Source organism: Microbacterium oleivorans NBRC 103075 (genome assembly GCF_001552475.1).
Classification (GTDB): Bacteria; Actinomycetota; Actinomycetes; order Actinomycetales; family Microbacteriaceae; genus Microbacterium; species Microbacterium oleivorans.
Genome location: NZ_BCRG01000003.1, coordinates 92,947 through 112,494 on the forward strand (window position 1 = coordinate 92,947; position 19,548 = coordinate 112,494).

Consider the following 19,548-nt stretch of genomic DNA (forward strand, 5'->3'; position numbering starts at 1 on the left):
ACGGATGCCGGTCGTCGCCGCGGCGGCCACCGGCATCCGTCATCTGCGGAGGAAGACGGCCACCGATCCGCCCCCGCGTCACTGTGACGGTGGCACGCTTAAACCGTGACCCCCGCACCACCCGCTACCCCTCCGTACGTGACCCGGCTCCGCGCCCGCCTGCTCACCGCGCTCGCCGGTGACCCGACCGGCATGGCACCGTACGTCCGCGCGCTCGCCGACGGCGACGACGCCGGATACTTCCTCGAGAACGGCCCCGCGTGGACGGTTCACGCCGGCATGGGCACCCTGGTCGCCGGCATCCGTGCCCTGCTCCTGCAGGCTCTCCACCCGGGCGCTCTCGCCGGCGTGCACGACTGGTCGCGCTACCGCGACGATCCGATCGGGCGTCTCACCGGCACCGTCCGCTGGGTCATCACGCTCACCTATGGGTCGACGACGCAAGCGGATGCCGAGACCGCCCGCGTCGGCCGCTTCCACCGCCGCGTGCAGGGCGAGTACGTCGCCGGTGACGGTTCCGCCCGCACCTACACCGCCGAGCAGACCGACCTCGTGCGCTGGGTGCACCTCGCCTTCACCGACGCGTTCCTGCGGAGCCACGAGGCGTACGGCCGCGCTATCCCCGGCGGCGCCGACGCCTACGTCGCCGACTGGGCCACCGCCGGACGCCTCATGCGCGTCACCGACCCGCCGCTGACCGAGGCCGCCCTGCGCGCCGAGATCGACGGCTTCCTCGACCGGGGTGAGCTGCGCCGCGACGAGCGCGTCGACGACGTCGTCCGGTTCCTCAAGAAGCCCCCGTTCACCGGGATGATGGGTCTCGCCTACCGCGTGCTGTTCGCCGCGGCGGTCGCGACCTTCCCTCCGCGGATCCGACGGATGCTGGGCCTCCGGCGTTCGTGGCTGCCGGTGAAGACGGCGACCCGCCTCATCCTGCGCGTGACCGGGCGTGCGCTGGGGTCCGGGCCGCGCGCGCAGGACATGGCGCGGCTGCGGTTGCGGCGGCTGGAGGGCTAGCGCGCGGGCGATCGAGCCCCGCAGGATGGGGTCATGGCCCTCTTCGACCACATCGGCATCAGCGTCCGCGACCTGGCGACCTCGACCGCGCAGTTCGACCCCGTCATGACGATGCTCGGATGCACGCGACAGGATGCCGACGGCTCGGTCTCGTGGTACCGCGGCGAAGAGGAGCTCATCCTCTACCCGGCCCGCGACGAGGAGAGCCCCCCGCATCGCACCGGACGCGTCGGGTGGCAGCACCTGGCCTTCGCCGTGGACTCCCGGGAAGACGTGGATCGCCTCCACGACGCCGCGATCGAGGCGGGGTGGACTGCAGTCCGCGACCCGAAACCGTACCCGCGGTTCAGTGACCGCTACTACGCCTCGTTCGTCGAAGACGACAACGGCGTGCGGCTCGAGTTCATGTTCAATCCGCCCCGGGAGAGCGCCGACTGACCGGCTTCGTGGGCGCAGAAGCGATGTCGGAGGCCCCCACCACAATGGAAGCATGACCTCGCTCGGCACCATCGGCACCCGGGAACGCTTCGCGCCCCTCGCCGACATTGTGCACGAGACCGCCATGGTCGAGAAGCTCATCACCCGGGCGCAGATCGTCCAGCTCCAGGTCCTCGCCCGCGCGGGTGCGCTCGCCGAGCAGCAGGCCGCCGAGTCCTCGGCGCGCGTGCAGGCGCACGACATGGCGCTCCGCGCGATCGCGGCCGAACTCGGCGGAGTGCTCCGCCTCACCGACCGCACCGTGCAACGACGCATCACCCAGGCGCGCACGATCGTCGAGGACTACGCGGCCTCGCTCAAGGCGTGGGAGGCGGGGATGATCACCCGCGGCCACGTCGACGTGATCGTGGATGCCGGAGCTGACCTCCCCGCCGACGTCCGGCTCGCCTTCGAGGCCGTCGCGATCCAGCGGTGCCGACGCGACACCCCCAACCGGGTGCGGGCCGAGATCGAGATCCTCGCGTTGCAGATGCACCCGCGGTCGTTCACCGAACGCCATCAGGATGCCGCCGCCCACCGCGCCGTGCGCCTCATCCCCGGCCGCGACGGCATGAGCGACGTCGTCGCGACGCTGCCGACCGTCATCGCCGAGGGCATCCACGATCGGCTCACCCGCCAAGCGCGCGCGATCATCGACACGCGGAGCGAGCGCTCAAACGAGGTCGTCGACACCGACGGCCGTACCGCCGACCAGGTGCGCGCCGACGTCTTCGCCGACCTGCTGCTCGCCGGTAAGCCCGCGCTCGACGACACGCGCGACACGACCGCCGGCCCCCTCGGCGCGATCCGCGCGCACGTGCAGGTCGTGGTCCCCGCGTTCGCCCTCGCCGGCACCGACGTACCGTGCGACCTCATCGGACGCACGCCGATCGACGCGGCCACCGCCCGTCGGCTTGCCGGTGACACCCCCTCGTGGGAACGCCTCGTCACCGACCCGATCACCGACACCGTGCTCGCCGTCGACACCTACCGCGTACCGAACCCCCTGCGACGACACCTGCAGGCACGCGATCAGCACTGCCGATTCCCCGGATGCCGCCTCGCCGCCATCCAGTGCGAAGTCGACCACACCCACGATCACGCCCTCGGCGGCGCCACCCAGGTCGGCAACCTGGCGCACCTGTGCCAGAGGCATCATTCGATGAAGCAGTTCACCGCCTGGAGAGTCCGACAACTGAAGGGTGGTGTCCTCGAATGGACCTCACCCCTCGGCAGGACGTATCGCGAAGACGCACCGACACCGGCCGTCGCATTCACCCCTGCCGAGCGGACCTGGCCCGCCGGAGACCCGGCGCCGTTCTGATCCGGGCGTCGGAACCCACGTTCTGAACCCCACGTTCTGAACGCGACGTTCTGAACCCCACGTTCTGAACCCCACGTTCTGAAGCCCACGTTCTGAACGCGACCTCCCGAGCCCTGCGACGCCTCAGCCCGCGACCGCATCGACCATCCACCACCCCGGCCACACCGCGACGACATCGTCAAGAGCCGACACGGACACAGCGAAGGGTGTGACACTCACCTCATGCGAACCATCGTCATCACCGGCGCCAGCGACGGGATCGGAGCCGCGGCATCCCGTCAACTCGTCGCCCGCGGCCACCGGGTCGTCCTCGTCGGCCGATCGCCCGAAAAGACCCGCGCTGTCGCCGAGGGCCTCAACATGCCGTACCACCTCGCCGACTTCTCCGACCTGGCGCAGGTGCGCCGTCTGGCGGACGAGCTTCTCGCCGCGTACCCGCGCATCGACCTGCTCGCGAACAACGCCGGCGGGATCTTCGGGCCGCGCAAACTCACGACCGACGGGTTCGAGCAGACGTTCCAGGTGAACCACCTCGGCCCGTTCCTGCTCACGAACCTGCTGCACGACCGGCTGGTCGAGAGCGAGGCATCCATCGTCCAGACCGCGAGTGCCGCCGCGCGAATCTTCTCGCGCTTCGACATCAACGACCTCAACGGCGCCCGCCGCTACTCCGGGCGGGTCGCCTACGGCAACGCGAAGCTCGCCAACATCCTCTTCACCCGCGAACTGCAGCGCCGCTGGGGGAGCGAGGGCATCTCCGCCGGAGCGTTCCACCCCGGCGTCGTCGCGACCGGGTTCGCGGGAAACCTGACCGGACCGTTCCGGTTCATGTACCACAACCCCCTCGCGAAGCGCCTGCTGACGACGACCGACGAGGGCGGCAAACGCCTCGTGTTCCTCGCCGACGGCACCCCCGGCACCGACTGGCTGCCCGGCGCGTACTACGAGAACGATCGCGTCACGAAGACGCACAAGCTCGCCACCGACGAGCAGCTCGCGCGCGAGCTGTGGGACCGCAGCGCTGAGATGGTCGCGCTCGGCTGAACACCGCCACGGAAAGGATGCCGCCATGCCGCAGTACGCCGTTCTGATCTACACCGACGATTCCGCGCACGCTCTCGACGCGTCCGATGAGCAGCTCGCCGAGCCCAACGCGCACGGTGACGAGCTCGCACAGTCGGGAGCGCTGCGTGCCGCCTACGCGTTCACGCCGCGCTCGCTCGCTCGATCCATCCGGGTCGACGGCGTCCGCAACGGACCGTTCGTCGACGCCGCGCAGGTCGTCGCCGGTGTCTATGTGATCGAAGCGGACGACGAGGACGCGGCCCTCGCGATCGCCGCCGCGAACCCCGCCATCCGTGGCAACGGCGGCGTCGAGGTCAGGCTGATCCACAGCGGCACCTGAGCCGTCGGCGAGCGCGGCGTGACCCACCCTGGAGCCACGCCGCGCGGCATCCGTCAGCTCTGGATGAACTCGAGGATGTCGGGGTTCAGCACATCGGCGTGCGTCGTCAGCATGCCGTGCGGGTAGCCCTCGTAGATCTTCAGCGTCGAGTTCTGCAGCATCTCGGCCTGCTGCAGCGCCGCCGCCTTGTACGGCACCACCTGGTCGTCATCGCCCTGGATCACGAACACCGGCACCGTGATCGCCGCCAGATCCTCGCGCTGATCCGTCTCGCTGAACGCCTTGATGCCCTCGTAGTGCGCGAGCGCGCTGCCCGTCATGCCCTGCCGCCACCAGTTGTCGATCACCGGCTGCGACGGCGTGACGCCCTCGCGGTTGAAGCCGTAGAACGGACCGGATGCCACGGCCTCGAAGAACTCGGCACGGTTCGCCGCGAGCGCCTCACGGAATCCGTCGAACACCGAGATCGGCGTCCCCTCAGTGTTCCAGTCGGTCTGCACCATGAGCGGCGGCACCGCCGCGACCAGCACGGCCTTCGCGACGCGGCCCTGCGGCTCACCGAACTTCGCGACGTACCGCGCGACCTGACCGCCACCGGTCGAGTGGCCGATGTGCACCGCATTGCGCAGATCGAGGTGCTCGACGACGGCGCTCACGTCGCTGGCGTAGTGGTCCATGTCGTGGCCGGTGCCGATCTGCGACGACCGGCCGTGACCACGGCGGTCGCTCGCGATGACGCGGAAACCCTTGCCGAGGAAGTACAGCATCTGCGCGTCCCAGTCGTCGGACGACAGCGGCCACCCGTGGTGGAACACGATCGGCTGAGCGTCCTTGTCGCCCCAGTCCTTGAAGTAGATCTCGGCGCCGTCGTCGGTGGTGATGAAAGGCATGGACGTGTCTCCTTTGTGTGGGTGGGGCGGTTCAGCCGAGATCGGCGATCGCGTCGGGGATGACCGTCACGACCCCGTCGGGGTGGGAGCAGCGGGCTCCGGAGCCAACGCGGCGCGTCGCGCGCGAAGAAAGCCGGCAAGCGCGAGTCGCTCCGAGCCCGGTGGATCAGATGTCACGCGAGACATCCTGCCCGAGTTGTGTGTCGGATGGGGGTCGGATGCGCCGGACGTCAGGCCCGCGCGGCGTGACCCTCCCCAGGGACACGCCGCGCGGCATCCCTCCGTTCTCAACGAACGTCGGGACGGCCACGGCCGTTGTCCCCCAGTGGACGATCGACTCGTGCAGCGTGAACCATCCCCCGGTCACGCTGCGCGGCATCGATCCGGATTACCGAACTCTGCCAGCGTAGGGACGCGCGCGAGTCGCCGCGATGGGGAGAACACCCCATCTGGCGCCCCGGCTCAGACCAGCTTCTCGAACACCAGCGTCGCGATCGTGTGCAGGCGGTCACCGTGGCGGTACGGATGCCGCGGCGAGAAGAGCCTCAGAGGTTGCCGTTGAGGATCAGCATCATCGTCGCGCTCGTCGAGATCAGCCCCGTGACGGCGGCGATCGCGCCGAGCGAACCGCCCACGAGCGCCATCGGCTTGGACTGCCCCCGCGTGAGCGCGTAGACGCCGAGCGCGAACGCCGTCAGTCCGAGCACGAGACCCACCCCGGGGACGATCCCGGTGAGGAAGGCGGCGATCCCGACGATCAGGGTCGCGATCGCGAGGCCGTTCTTGCGCTGGGCGGACGCGGCCGGTCGGCCCAGTGGTGTCTCGGACATCGTTCCCCCGTGCCGGTGGCGAAGTGGGCATGTGCCCGGAATCACGCTACCGCGAGCGAGGCGCGGCAGCCGAGGTCGTCGCCGACAGCGGTGACGCTCGACGCGTCTGACCGGTGCCAGGATGGTCCGGTGGCCCCTGCCGTGAATGCCCTCCAGAACCATCCCGGTGACGCCGAGTACCCCGTTCGGTCCCGATTGCGCTACGCCCGGGTGCTCGACGCGAAACGCAAGTCCGATCCCGCCGAGATGCGCCGCCGCGCGATCCGCGTCACCCTGGCCGGCGCGCCCCTCGGCATCGCCGCGTTCGTATGGTCGCGGCTCCAGGACGTCGACGACATCGTGCTCAGCTTCTTTGCCTTCCTCGTCGGGATGTCCATCGGGCTCGCAATCGCGTCGTTCGTCCTTGCGATCCGGGATGCCGGTGCTCCCCGCCGTGCCCAGCTCGCCTACATCGCGGCATCCGCTCGGCAGCCGATCACCGCGCGGCAGCAGCAGATCCTCGCACTCGACTCCGCCAGCGACTTCGCAACGCGCGGCTGGAACGCGTCGCTCGGATTCACGCCGACGTTCGCCGAGCTGCCTCAGGAGCTCCGCTCGAAGCACCGCGACGGCGAACAGGGTTCGCCCTGGTTCGCGCTGCCCGTCGTCCCCCTCAAGCAGCTGCGCGGCGCCCTCGACGAGCAGTTCAAGATCGTCACCAAAGCCGACGCCGAGCTCCTCGTCGCCGACACTCTCGCGCTCGGGATCAACTCCCAGCGGTTCGCCGAGGTCGTCCACAGCGACGGCGGCGAGCACATGATCACCCGGGTCGCCGGTCTCACCGACCTGGCCGTCTTCGACATTCAGGACCTCGCGCGCGGCACCGAGGAGCGGCCGGCGCGCCTGCTCCTCGCCGCCGACATCGAGCGCGGCATCGGTGGTATCCGCTACGCCTATGTCGCGGGATACCTCACCGCCGACGAGACGTGGGCGCTCCTCGAGCCTCTCGCCGAGAAGGCCTTTGCCACCTACCGCAGCTGGGAGGAGTACTGGCGCGAGGTCCTCATCGCCACGGCGTTCCGTACTGACTCGCTGCAGGCCGTGCAGAGCCAGCGCGATGCGCTCGCCGAGCTCCGTGCCTCAAAATGGCCGACCGCCTCGGCGGAATGGCCTGCCGTCGGAGCTCGCTCATGAGGGTCACCACGGACCTCGCCGAGATCGACCTCGACACCGTCCACCGTTGGCTGTCCGAAGGCGCCTACTGGGCTCTCGGCCGCAGCCGCGACGTCGTCGAGCGAGCAGCGCAGGGTTCGCTGAACTTCTGCGCGCTCGACGACGACGGCACGCCCCTCGGCTATGCGCGCGTCGTCACCGATCACGCGACCTTCGCCTGGCTCTGCGACGTCTACGTCGACCCTGCGGCGCGCGGCAGGGGAGTGGGCAAGGCGCTCGCCGGCAGCGTCGTCGACACACTCGAGCCGCTGAACCTGAAGCGCATCCTCCTCGTCACACAGGACGCGCACGGCCTCTACGAGCAGTTCGGCTTCGAGCTCTACCCGACACCCGAACGGCTCATGCAGCGCGGCTGACGCGTCCCGTCGCGAAGCGCATCACTTCTCGACGTCGCGACCCTCCGCGATCCACGCACCGGTGCCGCCGTCGACGTTCGTCGTCTCGAGGCCGTGGTGCTCGAGGAACGCGGCAGCCCGCGCGCTTCGGCCACCGGCCTGGCAGATGAGGTGCAGGTCCTCGAGTTCACGCAGCTCGTCGACGTGGTCGGGCACGGTCGAGAGGGGGATATTGCGCGCACCGGGCACGTGACCGGCAGCGAATTCATCGGGTTCGCGGACGTCGATGATGTTCGCGGGGGCGGCCTCGGCCAGCTGAGTCGTCGTGATGGAGTGCATACGTCGATGCTCGCAGATCAGAGCGGATGCCGGGCGCGATAACGTTCCCTCATGATCCCGATCGAGAACCTCGTCGCCTTCGCGTTGGCGTCGATGGTGATCATCGTGATCCCGGGCCCCGGTGTGCTCTTCGTCATCGGCCGATCCATCGCCCTCGGCCGCCGCGCGGGCGTCCTCAGCGTGCTCGGAAACTCCCTCGGCAACATCCCCGCGCTCCTCCTCGTCGCCTTCGGCGTCGGCGCGATCGTCGCGTCCTCGGTCATCGCCTTCACGGCGATCAAAGTCGTGGGTGCGATCTACCTCGTCTACCTGGGCGTGCAGGCGATTCGGCACCGGACGCGTCGGGCCGACCGGGGTGGGGGAGCCCCGGCATCCGTCACCACCCTGCTGCGACAGGGGTTCATCGTCGGGATGACCAACCCGAAGACCATCGCGTTCTTCGTCGCCGTTCTCCCGCAGTTCGTCGCCCGGGATGCCGGGCCGATCTGGGCGCAGCTGCTGATCCTCGGCCTCGTCTTCCAGGCGATCGCCCTCGTCTGCGACAGCACGTGGGCCGTCGCCGCCGGCACCGCCCGCACCTGGTTCGGTCGCTCGCCGCGACGACTGGCGACGCTGTCCGGGGCGGGGGGCTTCCTCATGATCGGCCTCGGCGGGGCGCTCGCCCTCACCGGCGCGAAAAGCTGACGGCCGGGAATGTTCCGGCGCCCCCGTGCGCTGCAACTCCCCATGACGAACAACACGAAGCCTGCACAGTCGTCCGGCACGTTCCGCATCGGCGGAGACCTCGAGGTCAACCGCCTCGGCTACGGCACGATGCAGCTCACCGGCCCCGGCGTCTGGGGGCCGCCGAAGGACCACGATGAGGCGATCCGCGTCCTCCGTCGCAGTGTCGAGCTCGGCGTCAACTTCTTCGACACCGCCGAGTCCTACGGCCCGTATGTCGCCGAGGAGCTCCTCAAGGAGGCACTGCACCCCTACGCCGATGACGTCCTCATCGCGACCAAGTCGGGATTGACCCGCACCGCCCCGAACGTCTGGCCGCCGCTCGGCCGCCCCGAGTTCCTGCGTCAGGGTGCCGAGATGAGCCTCCGGCGCCTCGGGCTCGAGCGCATCGACCTGTTCCAGCTGCACCGCATCGACCCGAAGGTCCCCCTCGCGGACCAGGTGGGCGAGCTGAAGGCGCTGCAGGATGAGGGCAAGATCCGCTACATCGGCCTCTCCGAGGTCTCGATCGACGAGGTCAAGGCCGCGCAGGAGATCGCGGAGATCGTCACGGTGCAGAACCTCTACAACCTGCAGCACCGTGACGCCGAGGCGCTCCTCGATTGGTCGGAGGAGCAGGGCATCGGGTTCATCCCGTGGTTCCCGCTCGCGACCGGCGGACTCACCGGCGCCGACTCGCCCCTCAGCGACATTGCCGAGCGCAAGAACGCGACGCCCGCGCAGATCGCTCTCGCGTGGCTGCTGAAGCGCTCGCCGGTCATGCTCCCGATCCCCGGTACCTCCAGCGTCGCCCACCTGGAGGACAACCTGCAGGGCGCGACCATCGAGCTCACCGACGAGGAGTTCGCGGAGCTGTCGAAGCTCGGCAGCTGAGCCCCTCGCGTCGCCCGCCCCCCTCTGACAGGGTGGGCGGGTGACGCATCACAGCCCCAGCGGGCAGCCCACAGTCCGGATGTGGACCGGCGTCGTCCGCACGGAGGACCGCGACCGTTACGCGGACTACGTTGAGCGCACCGGGATGAGCGCCTACCGCGCGACGCCCGGCAACCTCGGAGCCTGGCTGCTGACGCGCGATCTCGGCGACGGCCGCACGGAGATCACGACCCTGTCGCGGTGGGAGAACCTCGCGGTGATCGCGGCGTTCGCGGGTGACGACATCGAGCGGGCGGTGTTCTATCCCGAAGACGACGAGTTCCTCATCGAGCGCGACGAGCGGGTCCGTCACTACCGGCAGGCATGACGGTATCTTCTCCACGCGATCCCGCGTACGGTGAGGCTCATGTGGACAGTTCTCATCATTTTGCTCGTCATCTGGGTGGTGCTGTCGATCGTCGGTTTCGCGTTCGAGGGGCTCTTCTGGCTGGGCCTCATCGGCATCGTGCTCTTCGTCGGCACGGTCGTGTTCGGTCTTGTCCGGCGGAGCGCCGCCAAGAAGAAGGTCTGACCGGCGGCATCCCTCTCCGTGGTGCAGGCTAGAGCGATGGCCGCCGTCTCGGATCTTTTCCGCTACCCGATCAAGGGATTCACTCCCGAGCCTCGCTCGGAGCTCGTCGTCCAAGACGACGGCCGGATCGCCGGGGACCGCGTCCTCGCGTTCCGGTTCGCGGACGCGACGGAGCCCGAGGATGCCGACGGCCTCGAGTCGTGGCCGAAGAGCCGGGGCCTCGCGCTCATGGACTTCCCCTCGATCGCCCGCGTGCGCGTCGCATTCGACCCGGGGACCGGGCTCGTCCGCATGAGCGAGGGCGACCGACTGCTGGCCGAAGCAGCCCTCGATGAGCCGGGGCGGCGTGAGCTCGAGGCGGCCATCACCGCCTTCCTCGAGCAGACTTCCGATGCGCGGCTTCTGCATCGAGACGGAATCCTGCCGTTGCGACTCATCGGCGACGGTCGCTCAGCCCGATTCCAGGACCGTGCCAGAGGGTACGTGTCCCTGCACGCCGCTGCCTCCATCGACGCAGTGGCCGCGGTCACGCCTGCGCCCGTCGACGACCGGCGGTTCCGGTCGAACATCGTCGTCGCGGGTGTCGCGCCCTGGGCGGAGCTCGACTGGACGGGGCGCGTCCGCATCGGGGAGGTGGCTTTCGACGTGCAGCGGCCGATCGGCCGGTGCGCCGCCATCGCCGCGAACCCCGACACCGGTCAGCGCGACGCCCGCCTGCTGCGGGTGCTGACGACCGAGTTCGGTCAGGACGAGCCGACGCTCGGCATCCTGCTGCTGCCCGCGGAGGGCGGCGGCACCGTGCGTGTCGGGGACGAGGTTGTCGTCGACCGCGACTGACGCGGTGGGACCGATCCCATAGACTCTCCGTCGGCTCCCTCCATGGACTCTCCGATTTACACCCCCGCCTCTCCGCGCCGCGACATCCAAGGCCTTCGCGCCCTTGCCGTGCTCGCGGTGATCGGCGCACACGCTGCGGGGTGGCCCGCGGGCGGCGTCCTCGGCGTCGATGTGTTCTTCGTCATCTCGGGTTTTCTCATCACCGGGATGCTGCTCCGTGAGGCGAAAGAGACCGGCCGCGTCTCTCTCGTCGGGTTCTATGCGCGTCGCGCGCGACGCCTGCTGCCGGCCGCCCTCGTCGTGCTCATCGCGGTCGCGGTCGCCGGTTGGTTCATGTTCAACCGCATCCGCGGCACGCAGACGCTGTGGGATGCCGCCTGGGCTGCCGCCTTCGCCTCGAACTGGAACTTCGCCGCGCAAGGCACCGACTACTTCGCCGACACCGGCGCCGTCTCGCCCGTCCAGCACTTCTGGTCGCTGTCCGTCGAGGAGCAGTTCTACCTCGGGTGGCCGCTGCTGCTCCTCATCGCGCTGGCGCTCGTCGGTCGGCGTCGGCTCGCGGTCGTCGTCGGCGTGGCGTCGGCGGTGATCGTCGCGGCGTCGTTCGGATGGGCGCTCGTCCAGTCCGATTCGCAGGCGACGGTCGCGTACTTCTCGACGCTGACCCGCGCGTGGGAGCTCGGCGCCGGGGCCCTCGTCGCTGCGCTCGTGCCGGTGCTTCGCCGCATCCCGCGTGTGATCGGGGCGGTCGCGCAGTGGCTCGGTGCCGCCGGGATCGTCGCGTCGCTCCTGCTCATCGATCCGACATCGGGAGGCTTTCCCGCACCCTGGGCGGCCGGTCCCCTCGCGGCGACCGCGCTCGTGCTCGCGGGTGGGGTCGCCGGAGATGCGCGTCAGCGCCACCTCTTCCCGCTCACGAACCCGGTCGCCGTGTTCCTCGGCGACGCGTCGTATTCGCTCTACCTGTGGCATTTCCCGGTCGTGGTGTTCGCCGAGACGCTGCTCCCGGCATCCGAGTTCCGGCTGTGGATCGTCCTCGGCGCATCACTCGTCCTGGGGCTCGCGTCGTACCTGATAGTGGAGCAGCCGCTTCGCTACGCGCCGTTCCTCGGCGGGATGCCGCGGCCCGAGGCGCGCGCTGCCGAACCAGAGCCGGAGCCCGCTCCTGTACCCGTCGTCGTCGCAACGACTACGCGTCCGGCGGGCTGGACCCCGGGCACGCGCTACTTCCCCGGCTCCACTCGCCCGACCGTCGCGCCCGCGCGCGTCGAACCGGCTGCGCTGGCGGCACCGGTCGCGGCGGTGACAACTGCGCCCGCCCCCGCGCCTGAGTCCGCTCCAGCCCCCGCTCCGCGCGGCGATGCGACCGCCGCATGGCGCGAGCGGTTCGCCGCGCAGATGTTCCTCGCGACGGCGGGCCTCGTCGTGGTCGCCCTCGCGGGCGCGCTGTGGGCCACAGCATCCGGTCACGGTCCGAAGTTCGGGTTGCCGGAACTCGCCCCGGTGGCCTCGGCCCCACAGGTCTCGGGCGACCCGACCGCCGACCTGCAGGCCGAACTCGCCGCCGCGGCAGCCGCCGACGCCTGGCCCGACCTCAACCCGTCGCTCGATCGGGTGATGGCGGCGTCGTCAGGAGCGAACCCCGCGCACGATTGCTTCTCGCCGGGCGCGACGACCGCGTGCGGATGGGGGAGCGGCGACGCGCCCGTGCACATCTGGCTCGTCGGCGACTCGACCGCGATGGCCTACGCGCCTGCGTTCCGGCGCATCGCCGACGACAGCGCCGGCGGCATCCGCGTGTCCGCGATGGGGATGTACGGATGCCGCTTCACCGACGTCCTCGTCGAGAACGACGACCCGCAGGTCATGGCGGGATGCCAGGAGCGGAAGGCGGCCGTGCGTGCCGCGATCCTCGCCGACAAGCCTGACCTCGTGGTGATGTCGAATGCCTTCACGCTCGGTCGCGCGGCCGACGGCACCGACCTGTCGGCCGACGCGCTCATCGCGGCGCAGCGGCGCGAGGCGGCCTCGTACGGCATGGGCGAGCGGATGCTGCACCTCGCCCCGCCGCCGCAGGGTGTCAGCCTTGCCGCGTGCTACACCCCGACGTCGTCGCCGAAGGCGTGCGACAGCGCCGTCGACGGAACGTGGCGCACGATGGAGGCGCTGTCCGAGCGGGCCGCGACGAAGGCGGGCGACCACGCGATGTCGTCCCTCCCGTTCACCTGTGTCGACGGAGTCTGCCCGCCCTTCGCCGGAACGCTCCCGACGAAGTACGACCAGACGCACCTCACGGTCGAGTTCGCCGAGCACATCGCGCCCGCGCTGCGGCAGGCGCTCGACGGGGAGGGGTTGCTGAAGCCGCGGTGATCGCGGACATGCGACAGGATGGCGGGATGCCTCTTCTTCCCACGCCCCGCCTGATCGACCCCGCCGCCGTCCCGGCGCTCCGCTGGGGCGTCATCGGTACCGGCATCGCCGACCAGTTCGTGCATGCCATTCACGCGCACACTGCGCAGCGGGCGGTCGCCGTGACCGCACGGGACACGGCGAAGACTCGCGCCTTCGCCGACGCGCACGGCATCGGGCGCGTGCACGCATCCGTCGACGCGCTCGTGAACGACCCGGAGGTCGACGTCGTGTACGTCGCCACCCCGCATCCGCTCCACCGCGAACAGGCGCTCGCCGCGATCGCCGCCGGAAAGCACGTCCTCATCGAGAAGCCGATTGCTCTCAACGCGGCCGATGCGCGGGAGATCCTCGATGCCGGGCGCGCCGCCGGAGTCCTCGTCGCGGAGGCGATGTGGACCCGGTACCTGCCGCAGGCCGACGTCATCCGCCAGGTGCTCGATGCGGGCCTCCTCGGCGAGATCGATCTCGTCCGCGCCGATTTCGGATCGCTCGTCGACGTCGACCCGACGAGCCGCATGTTCGATCCGGCGCTCGGCGGCGGCGCCATGCTCGACCTCGGCGTCTACATCGTCGCGTTCGCCTCGTCGATCATCGGCCCGCCCACCACGATCCGCGCCGTGGGAACCCTCGCCGACACCGGCGTCGACGACAGTGCCACGATCGCACTGAAGACGGATGCCGGGGCTCAAGCCGCGCTCACGACGACGTTCGGCGCCGTCACGCCGATCGAGGCATCCGTCTTCGGCTCCCGTGGACGACTCGACGTTCTGAGCCCGTTCTACGGCCCCGTCGGACTCCGCCTCAGCGTCGACGGAGCGGATGTCGAAGAGTGGCGCGACGACGCCATGCCCCAGGTGCACGACGGCCTCAGCTACCAGGCGACAGCCTTCGCGTCGTACGTCGGCGAGGGCTTGAGCGAGTCGCCGGTGCACCCGCACGACGAGGTCGTGTCGGTGCTTGCGACGATCGACGAGGTGCGCCGTCAGATCAGTGCCGGCTGAGCCCCACGGCGCGACCCGGGGTTAGCCTTGGTCACCATGACCATTCAGCACACCGTCATCTTCGCCCTCCACCACGCCGAGGGTTCCTCCGAGGAGAAGACCTTTCTGACGGACGCGCAGCGGTCGCTCACGGCCATCCCCGGCGTCCAGCAGTTCCGCATCAATCGTCAGGTCAGCCCGAACAGCGCCCTGCGGTGGCAGTTCACGATGCTGTTCGACGACCAAGCCGCCTACGACGCGTATTCCTCCCACCCGGACCACGTGGCCTTCGTCGAGAGCCGATGGGCACACGAGGTCCAGGACTTCCAGGAGTTCGATTTCGTCGCAGGCGACTGACCGCGCTCAGCGCTCGGAACGGACCTCAGCCAGCGACGGGTAGTCCGTGTAGCCCTCGGCGCCACCGACGTAGAAGTACTCCGGACGCGGCTCGTTGAGCTCGGCACGCTGCTCCCAGCGGGTCGGCAGGTCCGGGTTCGCGATGACGGGACGCCCGACGGCAACGGCATCCGCCCAGCCCTCGAGCACGAGCTCTTCAGCTTCTTCGCGCGTCGTCACGACGCCGAAGCCCGAGTTGAGAATCGTCGGCGCGCCCGCCGTGTGGCGGATGTGCTGCACGATGTCGCTCTTCGGGTCGGCGTGCAGGATGTCGACGAACGCGAGCCCCAGGGGCGCCAGTCCCTCGGCGAGGGCCGAGTATGTCGCGCGCGCATCCGCGTCGTCCGCCTCGAGAACACCCGGGATCTGGTGCTGCGGTGACAACCGGATGCCGGTGCGATCCGCCCCGACGGCCTCGGCGACCGCACGGGTCACCTCGATGCCGAAACGCGCCCGGTTCTCGGGAGACCCGCCGTAGACGTCTTCGCGGACGTTCGACTCGGGGGAGAGGAACTGGTGCACGAGGTAGCTGTTCGCTCCGTGGACCTCGACACCGTCCATGCCGGCAGCGATCGCGTTGCGCGCCGCGCGCACGAACTCCTCGATGACGTCACCGACCTCGTCGGTCGTGAGGGCGTGCGGCACGGGAAGGTCGACCTTCTCGTTCGATGCCGTGCGCCCCTGACCGGGGGAGGCGATCGCGCTCGGGCCGACCACGAGGTCGACACCGGAGATCTCAGGGTGTGAGACGCGGCCGCCGTGCATCAGCTGCATGACGATCGTGCCGCCCTCGGCGTGCACCGCGTCGGCGACGCGACGCCAGCCGGCCACCTGCTCGTCGGTCTCGATGCCGGGCTGACCCGGGTACGACTTGCCGGCGACGACGGGCCACGTGCCTTCGGTGACGATGAGGCCGACACCGGCCCGCTGGCGGTAGTGCTCCACCATGACGTCGGTGGGCACGCCATCCTCTGTGGCACGGGTTCGGGTGAGGGGTGCCATGACGACGCGGTTGGACAGGTCGAGGGCGCCGAAAACGGCGGATTCGTACAGGCTCATGATGAGGCGAAACGATGCCCCACCGACGGATTATTCCGCCGGCGCGGCATCCTCACGCTGCACGTTTGCACCCTGCTCTTCGTGGGCATGCTCGTCGTGGGCCTGCTCGAACTGCGACCGGTACAGCCGGTAGTACGCGCCCTGCGCCGCGATGAGCTCCTCGTGCGTCCCCTTCTCGACGATGTCGCCGTGCTCCATCACGAGGATGAGGTCGGCGTCGCGGATCGTCGAGAGGCGGTGCGCGATGACGAACGACGTGCGTCCCTCGCGGAGCGCCGCCATCGCGTGCTGCAGCAGCAGCTCCGTGCGCGTGTCGACCGAGGAGGTCGCCTCGTCGAGGATGAGCACGGCCGGCTGGGCGACGAACGCGCGAGCGATGGTGATGAGCTGTTTCTCGCCGGCGGAGACGTTCGAGGCGTCCTCATCGAGGAGCGTGTCGTAGCCGTCGGGAAGCGAGCGGACGAACCGGTCCACGCGCGTCGCGACCGCTGCATCCACGATCTCGTCATCCGTCGCCGTGGCACGGCCGTAACGGATGTTCTCGCGGATCGTCCCGGCGAACAGCCACGGGTCCTGCAGCACCATGCCGGTCCGCGAACGGACGTCGTCGCGGGACAGCTGGGCGATGTCCTGCCCGTCGAGAAGGATGCGTCCACCGTCGAGTTCGTAGAAGCGCATCAGCAAATTGACGAGCGTCGTCTTGCCGGCGCCCGTCGGTCCGACGATCGCGACGGTCTGCCCCGGCTCGACGCGGAAGGAGAGATCCGTGATGAGCGGGTGCTCCGGGGCGTAGGAGAACTTCACGTGGTCGAACTCGATCACGCCGCGTCCGTCGCCCCGGGTGGGGGCGTCGGCGGCATCCGGCTCCTGCTCGTCGGCGTCGAGGAGCTCGAACACCCGCTCCGCCGACGCGGTGCCCGACTGGACGACCGCGGCCATGCCGCCGAGCTCCGACAGTGGCTGCGTGAACTGCTGCGAGTACTGGATGAAGGCCTGCACGTCGCCGAGGCGCAGCTGGCCGCTGGCGACCATGAGGCCACCGAGCACCGCGATGCCGACATACGTGAGGCTTCCGACGAAGGTCATGGACGGCATGATCATGCCCGAGAGGAACTGGGCCTTGAATGCCGCCTGGTAGAGCTCTTCGTTCTCCTCCTGGAACTTGGCCCGGGCATCGGCCTCGCGACCGAAGACGCGGACGAGGGCGTGGCCGGAGAAAGATTCTTCGACGCGGGCGTTCAGCCGGCCGACCTTGCGCCACTGCACGCCGAAGGCCTTCTGCGACTTCGGCCCGATGACACCGAAGATGATGGCCATGAGCGGGAGGGCGATGAGGGCGACGATCGCCAGCTGCCACGAGATCGAGAACATCATGACGAGCACGCCCACGACCGTGAGCACCGCCGTGAGTGCGCCGGACAGCGACTGCTGCATGGTCTGCGTGATGTTGTCGATGTCGTTCGTCACGCGGGAGATCAGCTCACCGCGCTGGACGCGGTCGAAGTGCGAGAGGGGCAGGCGGTTGAGCTTCGCCTCGACGTCCTCGCGCAGGCGCCACATGGTGCGCACCATGATGATGTTGATGATGTAGCCCTGGAGCCACGTCAGGATCGCCGAGACCACGTAGATGACGAGGACCCACGTGATGATGACGCGGAGGGCATCGAAGTCGATGCCCGTACCCGGGGTGTAGCTCTGCATCGAGCCGACGATGTTCGCGAACTGGTCCTGACCCTGGCTGCGGAGCAGCTCGACGGCCTGGTCCTGGCTCAGTCCCTTGAACGCCGGATTGTCACCGAGCACGTTCGAGAGGAAGCCCTCGAAGACGATGTTCGTCGCTTCGCCGAGAACCTTCGGGGCGATGACGGCGAGCACGACGCCGATGGCACCGGCGATCGTCACGAGGCCGAAGACCCACTTGAACGGCGCCAGCAGGCCGACCATCCGGAGGAAGCTCGGACCGAACTGCGATGCCTTTCCGGGCGCGACCGAGTCCCACGAGCCGCTGTTCAGGCGGGCCTGCTCGGCGAGCTCGGCTTCGAGCTTCTCTTCTTCGCTGATGTCCTCATTGAGATGCGTATCCTGCGCGCTCATGCGTCCACTCCCAGCTGCGATTCGACGATCTCCCGGTACGTCTCGTTGGTGGCGAGGAGCTCGTCGTGCGTTCCCACGCCGACCATGCGACCGGCATCCAGGACGACGATGCGGTCGGCGTCGGTGATCGTCGACACGCGCTGGGCCACGACGATCTTCGTCACCTCCGGGAGCTCGCGCCACAGCGCCTGCCGGAGCCGCGCGTCGGTGGAGAGGTCCAGCGCCGAGAACGAGTCGTCGAAGACGAGGACGTTCGGGCGGTGCACGATGGCGCGGGCGATCGAGAGCCGCTGGCGCTGGCCGCCGGACACGTTCGTGCCGCCCTGCGAAATGCGGGCATCGAGCCCCCCGTCCATCTCCTCGACGAAGTCGCGACCCTGTGCGATCTCGAGTGCGTGCCAGAGTTCCTCGTCGGTCGCCTCCTCGCGCCCGAAACGGAGATTCGAAGCGATCGTGCCGGTGAACAGGAACGGGCGCTGCGGAACGAGCCCGATGCCCTTCCAGAGCTCGTCGAGGTCGGCATCTCGCACGTCGACTCCGGCGACGCGGACCGCTCCGCCGGTTGCGTCGAACAAGCGGGGGATCAGCGAGACGAGCGTCGTCTTGCCTGCGCCGGTCGACCCGACGACGGCCACGGTCTCGCCGGGCGCGGCCGCGAAGGTGAGCCCCTCGAGCACAGGCGAGTCGGCCCCCGGGTAGGTGAAGGCGACATCCTCGAACTCGATCGCGCCGGGGCGGGGGAAGTCGGTCACGGGGTTGGCCGGACGGACGAGCCCACCCTCGACGGCGAGGACCTCGCCGATGCGGTCGGCCGAGACGGCCGCGCGCGGGATCATGATCGTCATGAAGGTGGCCATGAGGACACCCATGAGGATCTGGCCGATGTACTGCATGAAGGCGAAGAGGGTGCCGATCTGCACCGAGCCATCATTCACCTCGATGCCGCCGAACCAGATGACGCCGACGACCGTGAGATTGAGCACGAGCATCGCGAGCGGGAACATGAGCACGAAGAGCGACCCGACCTTGCGGCCGACGACGAGGATGTCGGTGTTGGCGCCGCGGAAGCGCTCTTCTTCGATGGGCTCGCGGACGAAGGCGCGGACGACCCGGACGCCCGTGAGCTGCTCGCGGAGGATGCGGTTCACGGCGTCGAGCTTGGTCTGATAGCTCCGGAACAGGGGCACCATCCGGCTGATGATGAGGATGCCGATGACGAGCAGCGCCGGCACGGAGACCCCGATGAGCCAGCTCAGGCCGACGTCCTGCTGCAGCGCCATCACGATGCCGCCGATGGCGAGCAGCGGAGCGGTCACGAGCATCGTCGCGCCCATCATCGCGAGCATCTGCACCTGCTGCACGTCGTTCGTGTTGCGGGTGATCAGCGAGCCGGCACCGAACTGGGTGACCTCGCGCTCGGAGAAGCCGCTGACGCGGTCGAAGATGTCACGCCGGATGTCGCGACCGACCGCCATGGCGGCGCGCGCGGCGAAGTAGGTGGCGATGACGGAAGCGACGATCTGACCGAGCGCGATCACGAGCATGAGCACGCCGTTCGACCAGATGAAATCGACGTCGCCGCGGGTGACGCCCTTGTCGATGATGTCGGCATTGAGCCGAGGGAGGTACAGCGCGGCCATCGCGGAGGCGAACTGGAAGACCAGCACACCGATCAGCAGCCAGCGGTAGGTCCGGAGATACCGAACCAGAAGGGTTCCGAGCATGAGTCTCAGAGTGCCACTCCCCGCCGACATCCGCGTCCTCCTGCGGGCGG

The 19,548-nt window shown here is 69.4% G+C and carries 21 protein-coding genes; 15 read left to right on the forward strand and 6 right to left on the reverse strand.

Annotation, left to right across the window (positions count from 1 at the left end; genetic code table 11):
- Positions 1-192: 192 nt before the first annotated feature.
- The 5 genes from MO1_RS04860 to MO1_RS04880 all read left to right on the forward strand — a co-directional run bounded on the left by MO1_RS04860 (position 193) and on the right by MO1_RS04880 (position 4,223).
- Positions 193-1,017 (forward strand): oxygenase MpaB family protein, encoded by an 825-nt coding sequence (locus MO1_RS04860; RefSeq protein ID WP_370670635.1) that lies wholly within the window; start codon positions 193-195, stop codon positions 1,015-1,017.
- 33 nt (positions 1,018-1,050) lie between these two features.
- Complete coding sequence (locus MO1_RS04865) at positions 1,051-1,455, forward strand: VOC family protein (protein ID WP_060915360.1); 405 nt, start codon at positions 1,051-1,053, stop codon at positions 1,453-1,455.
- A gap of 52 nt (positions 1,456-1,507) precedes the next feature.
- Entirely contained in the window at positions 1,508-2,818 is a 1,311-nt protein-coding gene (locus tag MO1_RS04870) for an HNH endonuclease signature motif containing protein (protein WP_060915361.1), read from the forward strand.
- A gap of 222 nt (positions 2,819-3,040) precedes the next feature.
- Positions 3,041-3,862 carry an SDR family NAD(P)-dependent oxidoreductase gene (locus tag MO1_RS04875; protein WP_060915362.1) on the forward strand — a complete coding sequence of 274 codons (822 nt, stop codon included), beginning with the start codon at positions 3,041-3,043 and terminating at the stop codon, positions 3,860-3,862.
- A gap of 25 nt (positions 3,863-3,887) precedes the next feature.
- Positions 3,888-4,223, forward strand: a complete 336-nt coding sequence (locus MO1_RS04880; RefSeq protein ID WP_060915363.1) for a YciI family protein — start codon at positions 3,888-3,890, stop codon at positions 4,221-4,223.
- 53 nt (positions 4,224-4,276) lie between these two features.
- Here MO1_RS04880 and MO1_RS04885 read toward each other — a convergent pair whose 3' ends face one another.
- Positions 4,277-5,113, reverse strand: coding sequence for an alpha/beta fold hydrolase (locus tag MO1_RS04885; RefSeq protein WP_060915364.1), 837 nt, complete (start codon positions 5,111-5,113; stop codon positions 4,277-4,279).
- Between the two features lie 545 nt (positions 5,114-5,658).
- On the reverse strand, positions 5,659-5,943 hold the full coding sequence (locus MO1_RS04895) for a hypothetical protein (RefSeq protein WP_036311982.1): 285 nt from the start codon (positions 5,941-5,943) through the stop codon (positions 5,659-5,661).
- A 129-nt stretch (positions 5,944-6,072) separates the two neighbouring features.
- Here MO1_RS04895 and MO1_RS04900 point away from each other — a divergent pair, with 129 nt between their 5' ends.
- Together MO1_RS04900 and MO1_RS04905 are read left to right on the forward strand one after the other, a co-directional pair.
- Complete coding sequence (locus MO1_RS04900; protein ID WP_060915365.1) at positions 6,073-7,116, forward strand: DUF1266 domain-containing protein; 1,044 nt, start codon at positions 6,073-6,075, stop codon at positions 7,114-7,116.
- Positions 7,113-7,511 carry a GNAT family N-acetyltransferase gene (locus tag MO1_RS04905; protein WP_082724368.1) on the forward strand — a complete coding sequence of 133 codons (399 nt, stop codon included), beginning with the start codon at positions 7,113-7,115 and terminating at the stop codon, positions 7,509-7,511. Before MO1_RS04900 ends, MO1_RS04905 begins: the two co-directional genes overlap by 4 nt.
- A gap of 21 nt (positions 7,512-7,532) precedes the next feature.
- On the opposite strand, the gene MO1_RS04910 is transcribed toward MO1_RS04905, so the two are convergent.
- Positions 7,533-7,829, reverse strand: coding sequence for a rhodanese-like domain-containing protein (locus MO1_RS04910; RefSeq protein ID WP_036311988.1), 297 nt, complete (start codon positions 7,827-7,829; stop codon positions 7,533-7,535).
- A 51-nt stretch (positions 7,830-7,880) separates the two neighbouring features.
- On the opposite strand from MO1_RS04910, the gene MO1_RS04915 reads away from it, so the two are divergent.
- The 8 genes from MO1_RS04915 to MO1_RS04945 are packed head-to-tail and all read left to right on the forward strand — an operon-like array spanning position 7,881 to position 14,582.
- On the forward strand, positions 7,881-8,513 hold the full coding sequence (locus MO1_RS04915) for a LysE family translocator (protein WP_060915366.1): 633 nt from the start codon (positions 7,881-7,883) through the stop codon (positions 8,511-8,513).
- Positions 8,514-8,555: 42 nt separating this feature from the next.
- A complete protein-coding gene (locus tag MO1_RS04920; protein ID WP_036312452.1) occupies positions 8,556-9,425 on the forward strand; it encodes an aldo/keto reductase in 870 nt (289 codons plus the stop codon).
- 40 nt (positions 9,426-9,465) lie between these two features.
- A complete protein-coding gene (locus tag MO1_RS04925; protein ID WP_255209227.1) occupies positions 9,466-9,792 on the forward strand; it encodes a hypothetical protein in 327 nt (108 codons plus the stop codon).
- Positions 9,793-9,831: 39 nt separating this feature from the next.
- On the forward strand, positions 9,832-9,996 hold the full coding sequence (locus tag MO1_RS14705; protein ID WP_036311993.1) for a hypothetical protein: 165 nt from the start codon (positions 9,832-9,834) through the stop codon (positions 9,994-9,996).
- Between the two features lie 36 nt (positions 9,997-10,032).
- Positions 10,033-10,833: an MOSC domain-containing protein gene (locus tag MO1_RS04930; RefSeq protein ID WP_060915368.1), complete on the forward strand. Its 801-nt coding sequence runs from the start codon at positions 10,033-10,035 to the stop codon at positions 10,831-10,833.
- 42 nt (positions 10,834-10,875) lie between these two features.
- On the forward strand, positions 10,876-13,203 hold the full coding sequence (locus MO1_RS04935) for an acyltransferase family protein (protein ID WP_060915369.1): 2,328 nt from the start codon (positions 10,876-10,878) through the stop codon (positions 13,201-13,203).
- Positions 13,204-13,229: 26 nt separating this feature from the next.
- Positions 13,230-14,246 carry a Gfo/Idh/MocA family protein gene (locus MO1_RS04940; protein WP_060915370.1) on the forward strand — a complete coding sequence of 339 codons (1,017 nt, stop codon included), beginning with the start codon at positions 13,230-13,232 and terminating at the stop codon, positions 14,244-14,246.
- A gap of 36 nt (positions 14,247-14,282) precedes the next feature.
- Positions 14,283-14,582: a Dabb family protein gene (locus MO1_RS04945; protein WP_060915465.1), complete on the forward strand. Its 300-nt coding sequence runs from the start codon at positions 14,283-14,285 to the stop codon at positions 14,580-14,582.
- A 6-nt stretch (positions 14,583-14,588) separates the two neighbouring features.
- Here the strand turns inward: MO1_RS04945 and MO1_RS04950 are convergent, their stop codons facing one another.
- The 3 genes from MO1_RS04950 to MO1_RS04960 are packed head-to-tail and all read right to left on the reverse strand — an operon-like array spanning position 14,589 to position 19,498.
- Positions 14,589-15,680: an alkene reductase gene (locus MO1_RS04950; protein ID WP_060915371.1), complete on the reverse strand. Its 1,092-nt coding sequence runs from the start codon at positions 15,678-15,680 to the stop codon at positions 14,589-14,591.
- Between the two features lie 30 nt (positions 15,681-15,710).
- Positions 15,711-17,774, reverse strand: a complete 2,064-nt coding sequence (locus tag MO1_RS04955; RefSeq protein WP_036312008.1) for an ABC transporter ATP-binding protein — start codon at positions 17,772-17,774, stop codon at positions 15,711-15,713.
- Entirely contained in the window at positions 17,771-19,498 is a 1,728-nt protein-coding gene (locus MO1_RS04960; RefSeq protein ID WP_036312010.1) for an ABC transporter ATP-binding protein, read from the reverse strand. The genes MO1_RS04955 and MO1_RS04960 overlap by 4 nt, the downstream gene beginning before the upstream one ends.
- Between the last annotated feature and the right edge of the window lie 50 nt (positions 19,499-19,548).

Coding starts and splice junctions, on each gene's coding strand:
- MO1_RS04880 (WP_060915363.1), top strand. CDS start 3,888: ATGCCGCAGTACGCCGTTCTGATCTACACCGACGATTCCGCGCACGCT.
- MO1_RS04960 (WP_036312010.1), bottom strand. CDS start 19,498: ATGCTCGGAACCCTTCTGGTTCGGTATCTCCGGACCTACCGCTGGCTG.
- MO1_RS04905 (WP_082724368.1), top strand. CDS start 7,113: ATGAGGGTCACCACGGACCTCGCCGAGATCGACCTCGACACCGTCCAC.
- MO1_RS04920 (WP_036312452.1), top strand. CDS start 8,556: ATGACGAACAACACGAAGCCTGCACAGTCGTCCGGCACGTTCCGCATC.
- MO1_RS04940 (WP_060915370.1), top strand. CDS start 13,230: ATGCCTCTTCTTCCCACGCCCCGCCTGATCGACCCCGCCGCCGTCCCG.
- MO1_RS04915 (WP_060915366.1), top strand. CDS start 7,881: ATGATCCCGATCGAGAACCTCGTCGCCTTCGCGTTGGCGTCGATGGTG.
- MO1_RS04885 (WP_060915364.1), bottom strand. CDS start 5,113: ATGCCTTTCATCACCACCGACGACGGCGCCGAGATCTACTTCAAGGAC.
- MO1_RS04935 (WP_060915369.1), top strand. CDS start 10,876: ATGGACTCTCCGATTTACACCCCCGCCTCTCCGCGCCGCGACATCCAA.
- MO1_RS04950 (WP_060915371.1), bottom strand. CDS start 15,680: ATGAGCCTGTACGAATCCGCCGTTTTCGGCGCCCTCGACCTGTCCAAC.
- MO1_RS04870 (WP_060915361.1), top strand. CDS start 1,508: ATGACCTCGCTCGGCACCATCGGCACCCGGGAACGCTTCGCGCCCCTC.
- MO1_RS04930 (WP_060915368.1), top strand. CDS start 10,033: ATGGCCGCCGTCTCGGATCTTTTCCGCTACCCGATCAAGGGATTCACT.
- MO1_RS04910 (WP_036311988.1), bottom strand. CDS start 7,829: ATGCACTCCATCACGACGACTCAGCTGGCCGAGGCCGCCCCCGCGAAC.
- MO1_RS04875 (WP_060915362.1), top strand. CDS start 3,041: ATGCGAACCATCGTCATCACCGGCGCCAGCGACGGGATCGGAGCCGCG.
- MO1_RS04860 (WP_370670635.1), top strand. CDS start 193: ATGGCACCGTACGTCCGCGCGCTCGCCGACGGCGACGACGCCGGATAC.
- MO1_RS04865 (WP_060915360.1), top strand. CDS start 1,051: ATGGCCCTCTTCGACCACATCGGCATCAGCGTCCGCGACCTGGCGACC.
- MO1_RS04945 (WP_060915465.1), top strand. CDS start 14,283: ATGACCATTCAGCACACCGTCATCTTCGCCCTCCACCACGCCGAGGGT.
- MO1_RS04955 (WP_036312008.1), bottom strand. CDS start 17,774: ATGAGCGCGCAGGATACGCATCTCAATGAGGACATCAGCGAAGAAGAG.
- MO1_RS14705 (WP_036311993.1), top strand. CDS start 9,832: ATGTGGACAGTTCTCATCATTTTGCTCGTCATCTGGGTGGTGCTGTCG.
- MO1_RS04895 (WP_036311982.1), bottom strand. CDS start 5,943: ATGTCCGAGACACCACTGGGCCGACCGGCCGCGTCCGCCCAGCGCAAG.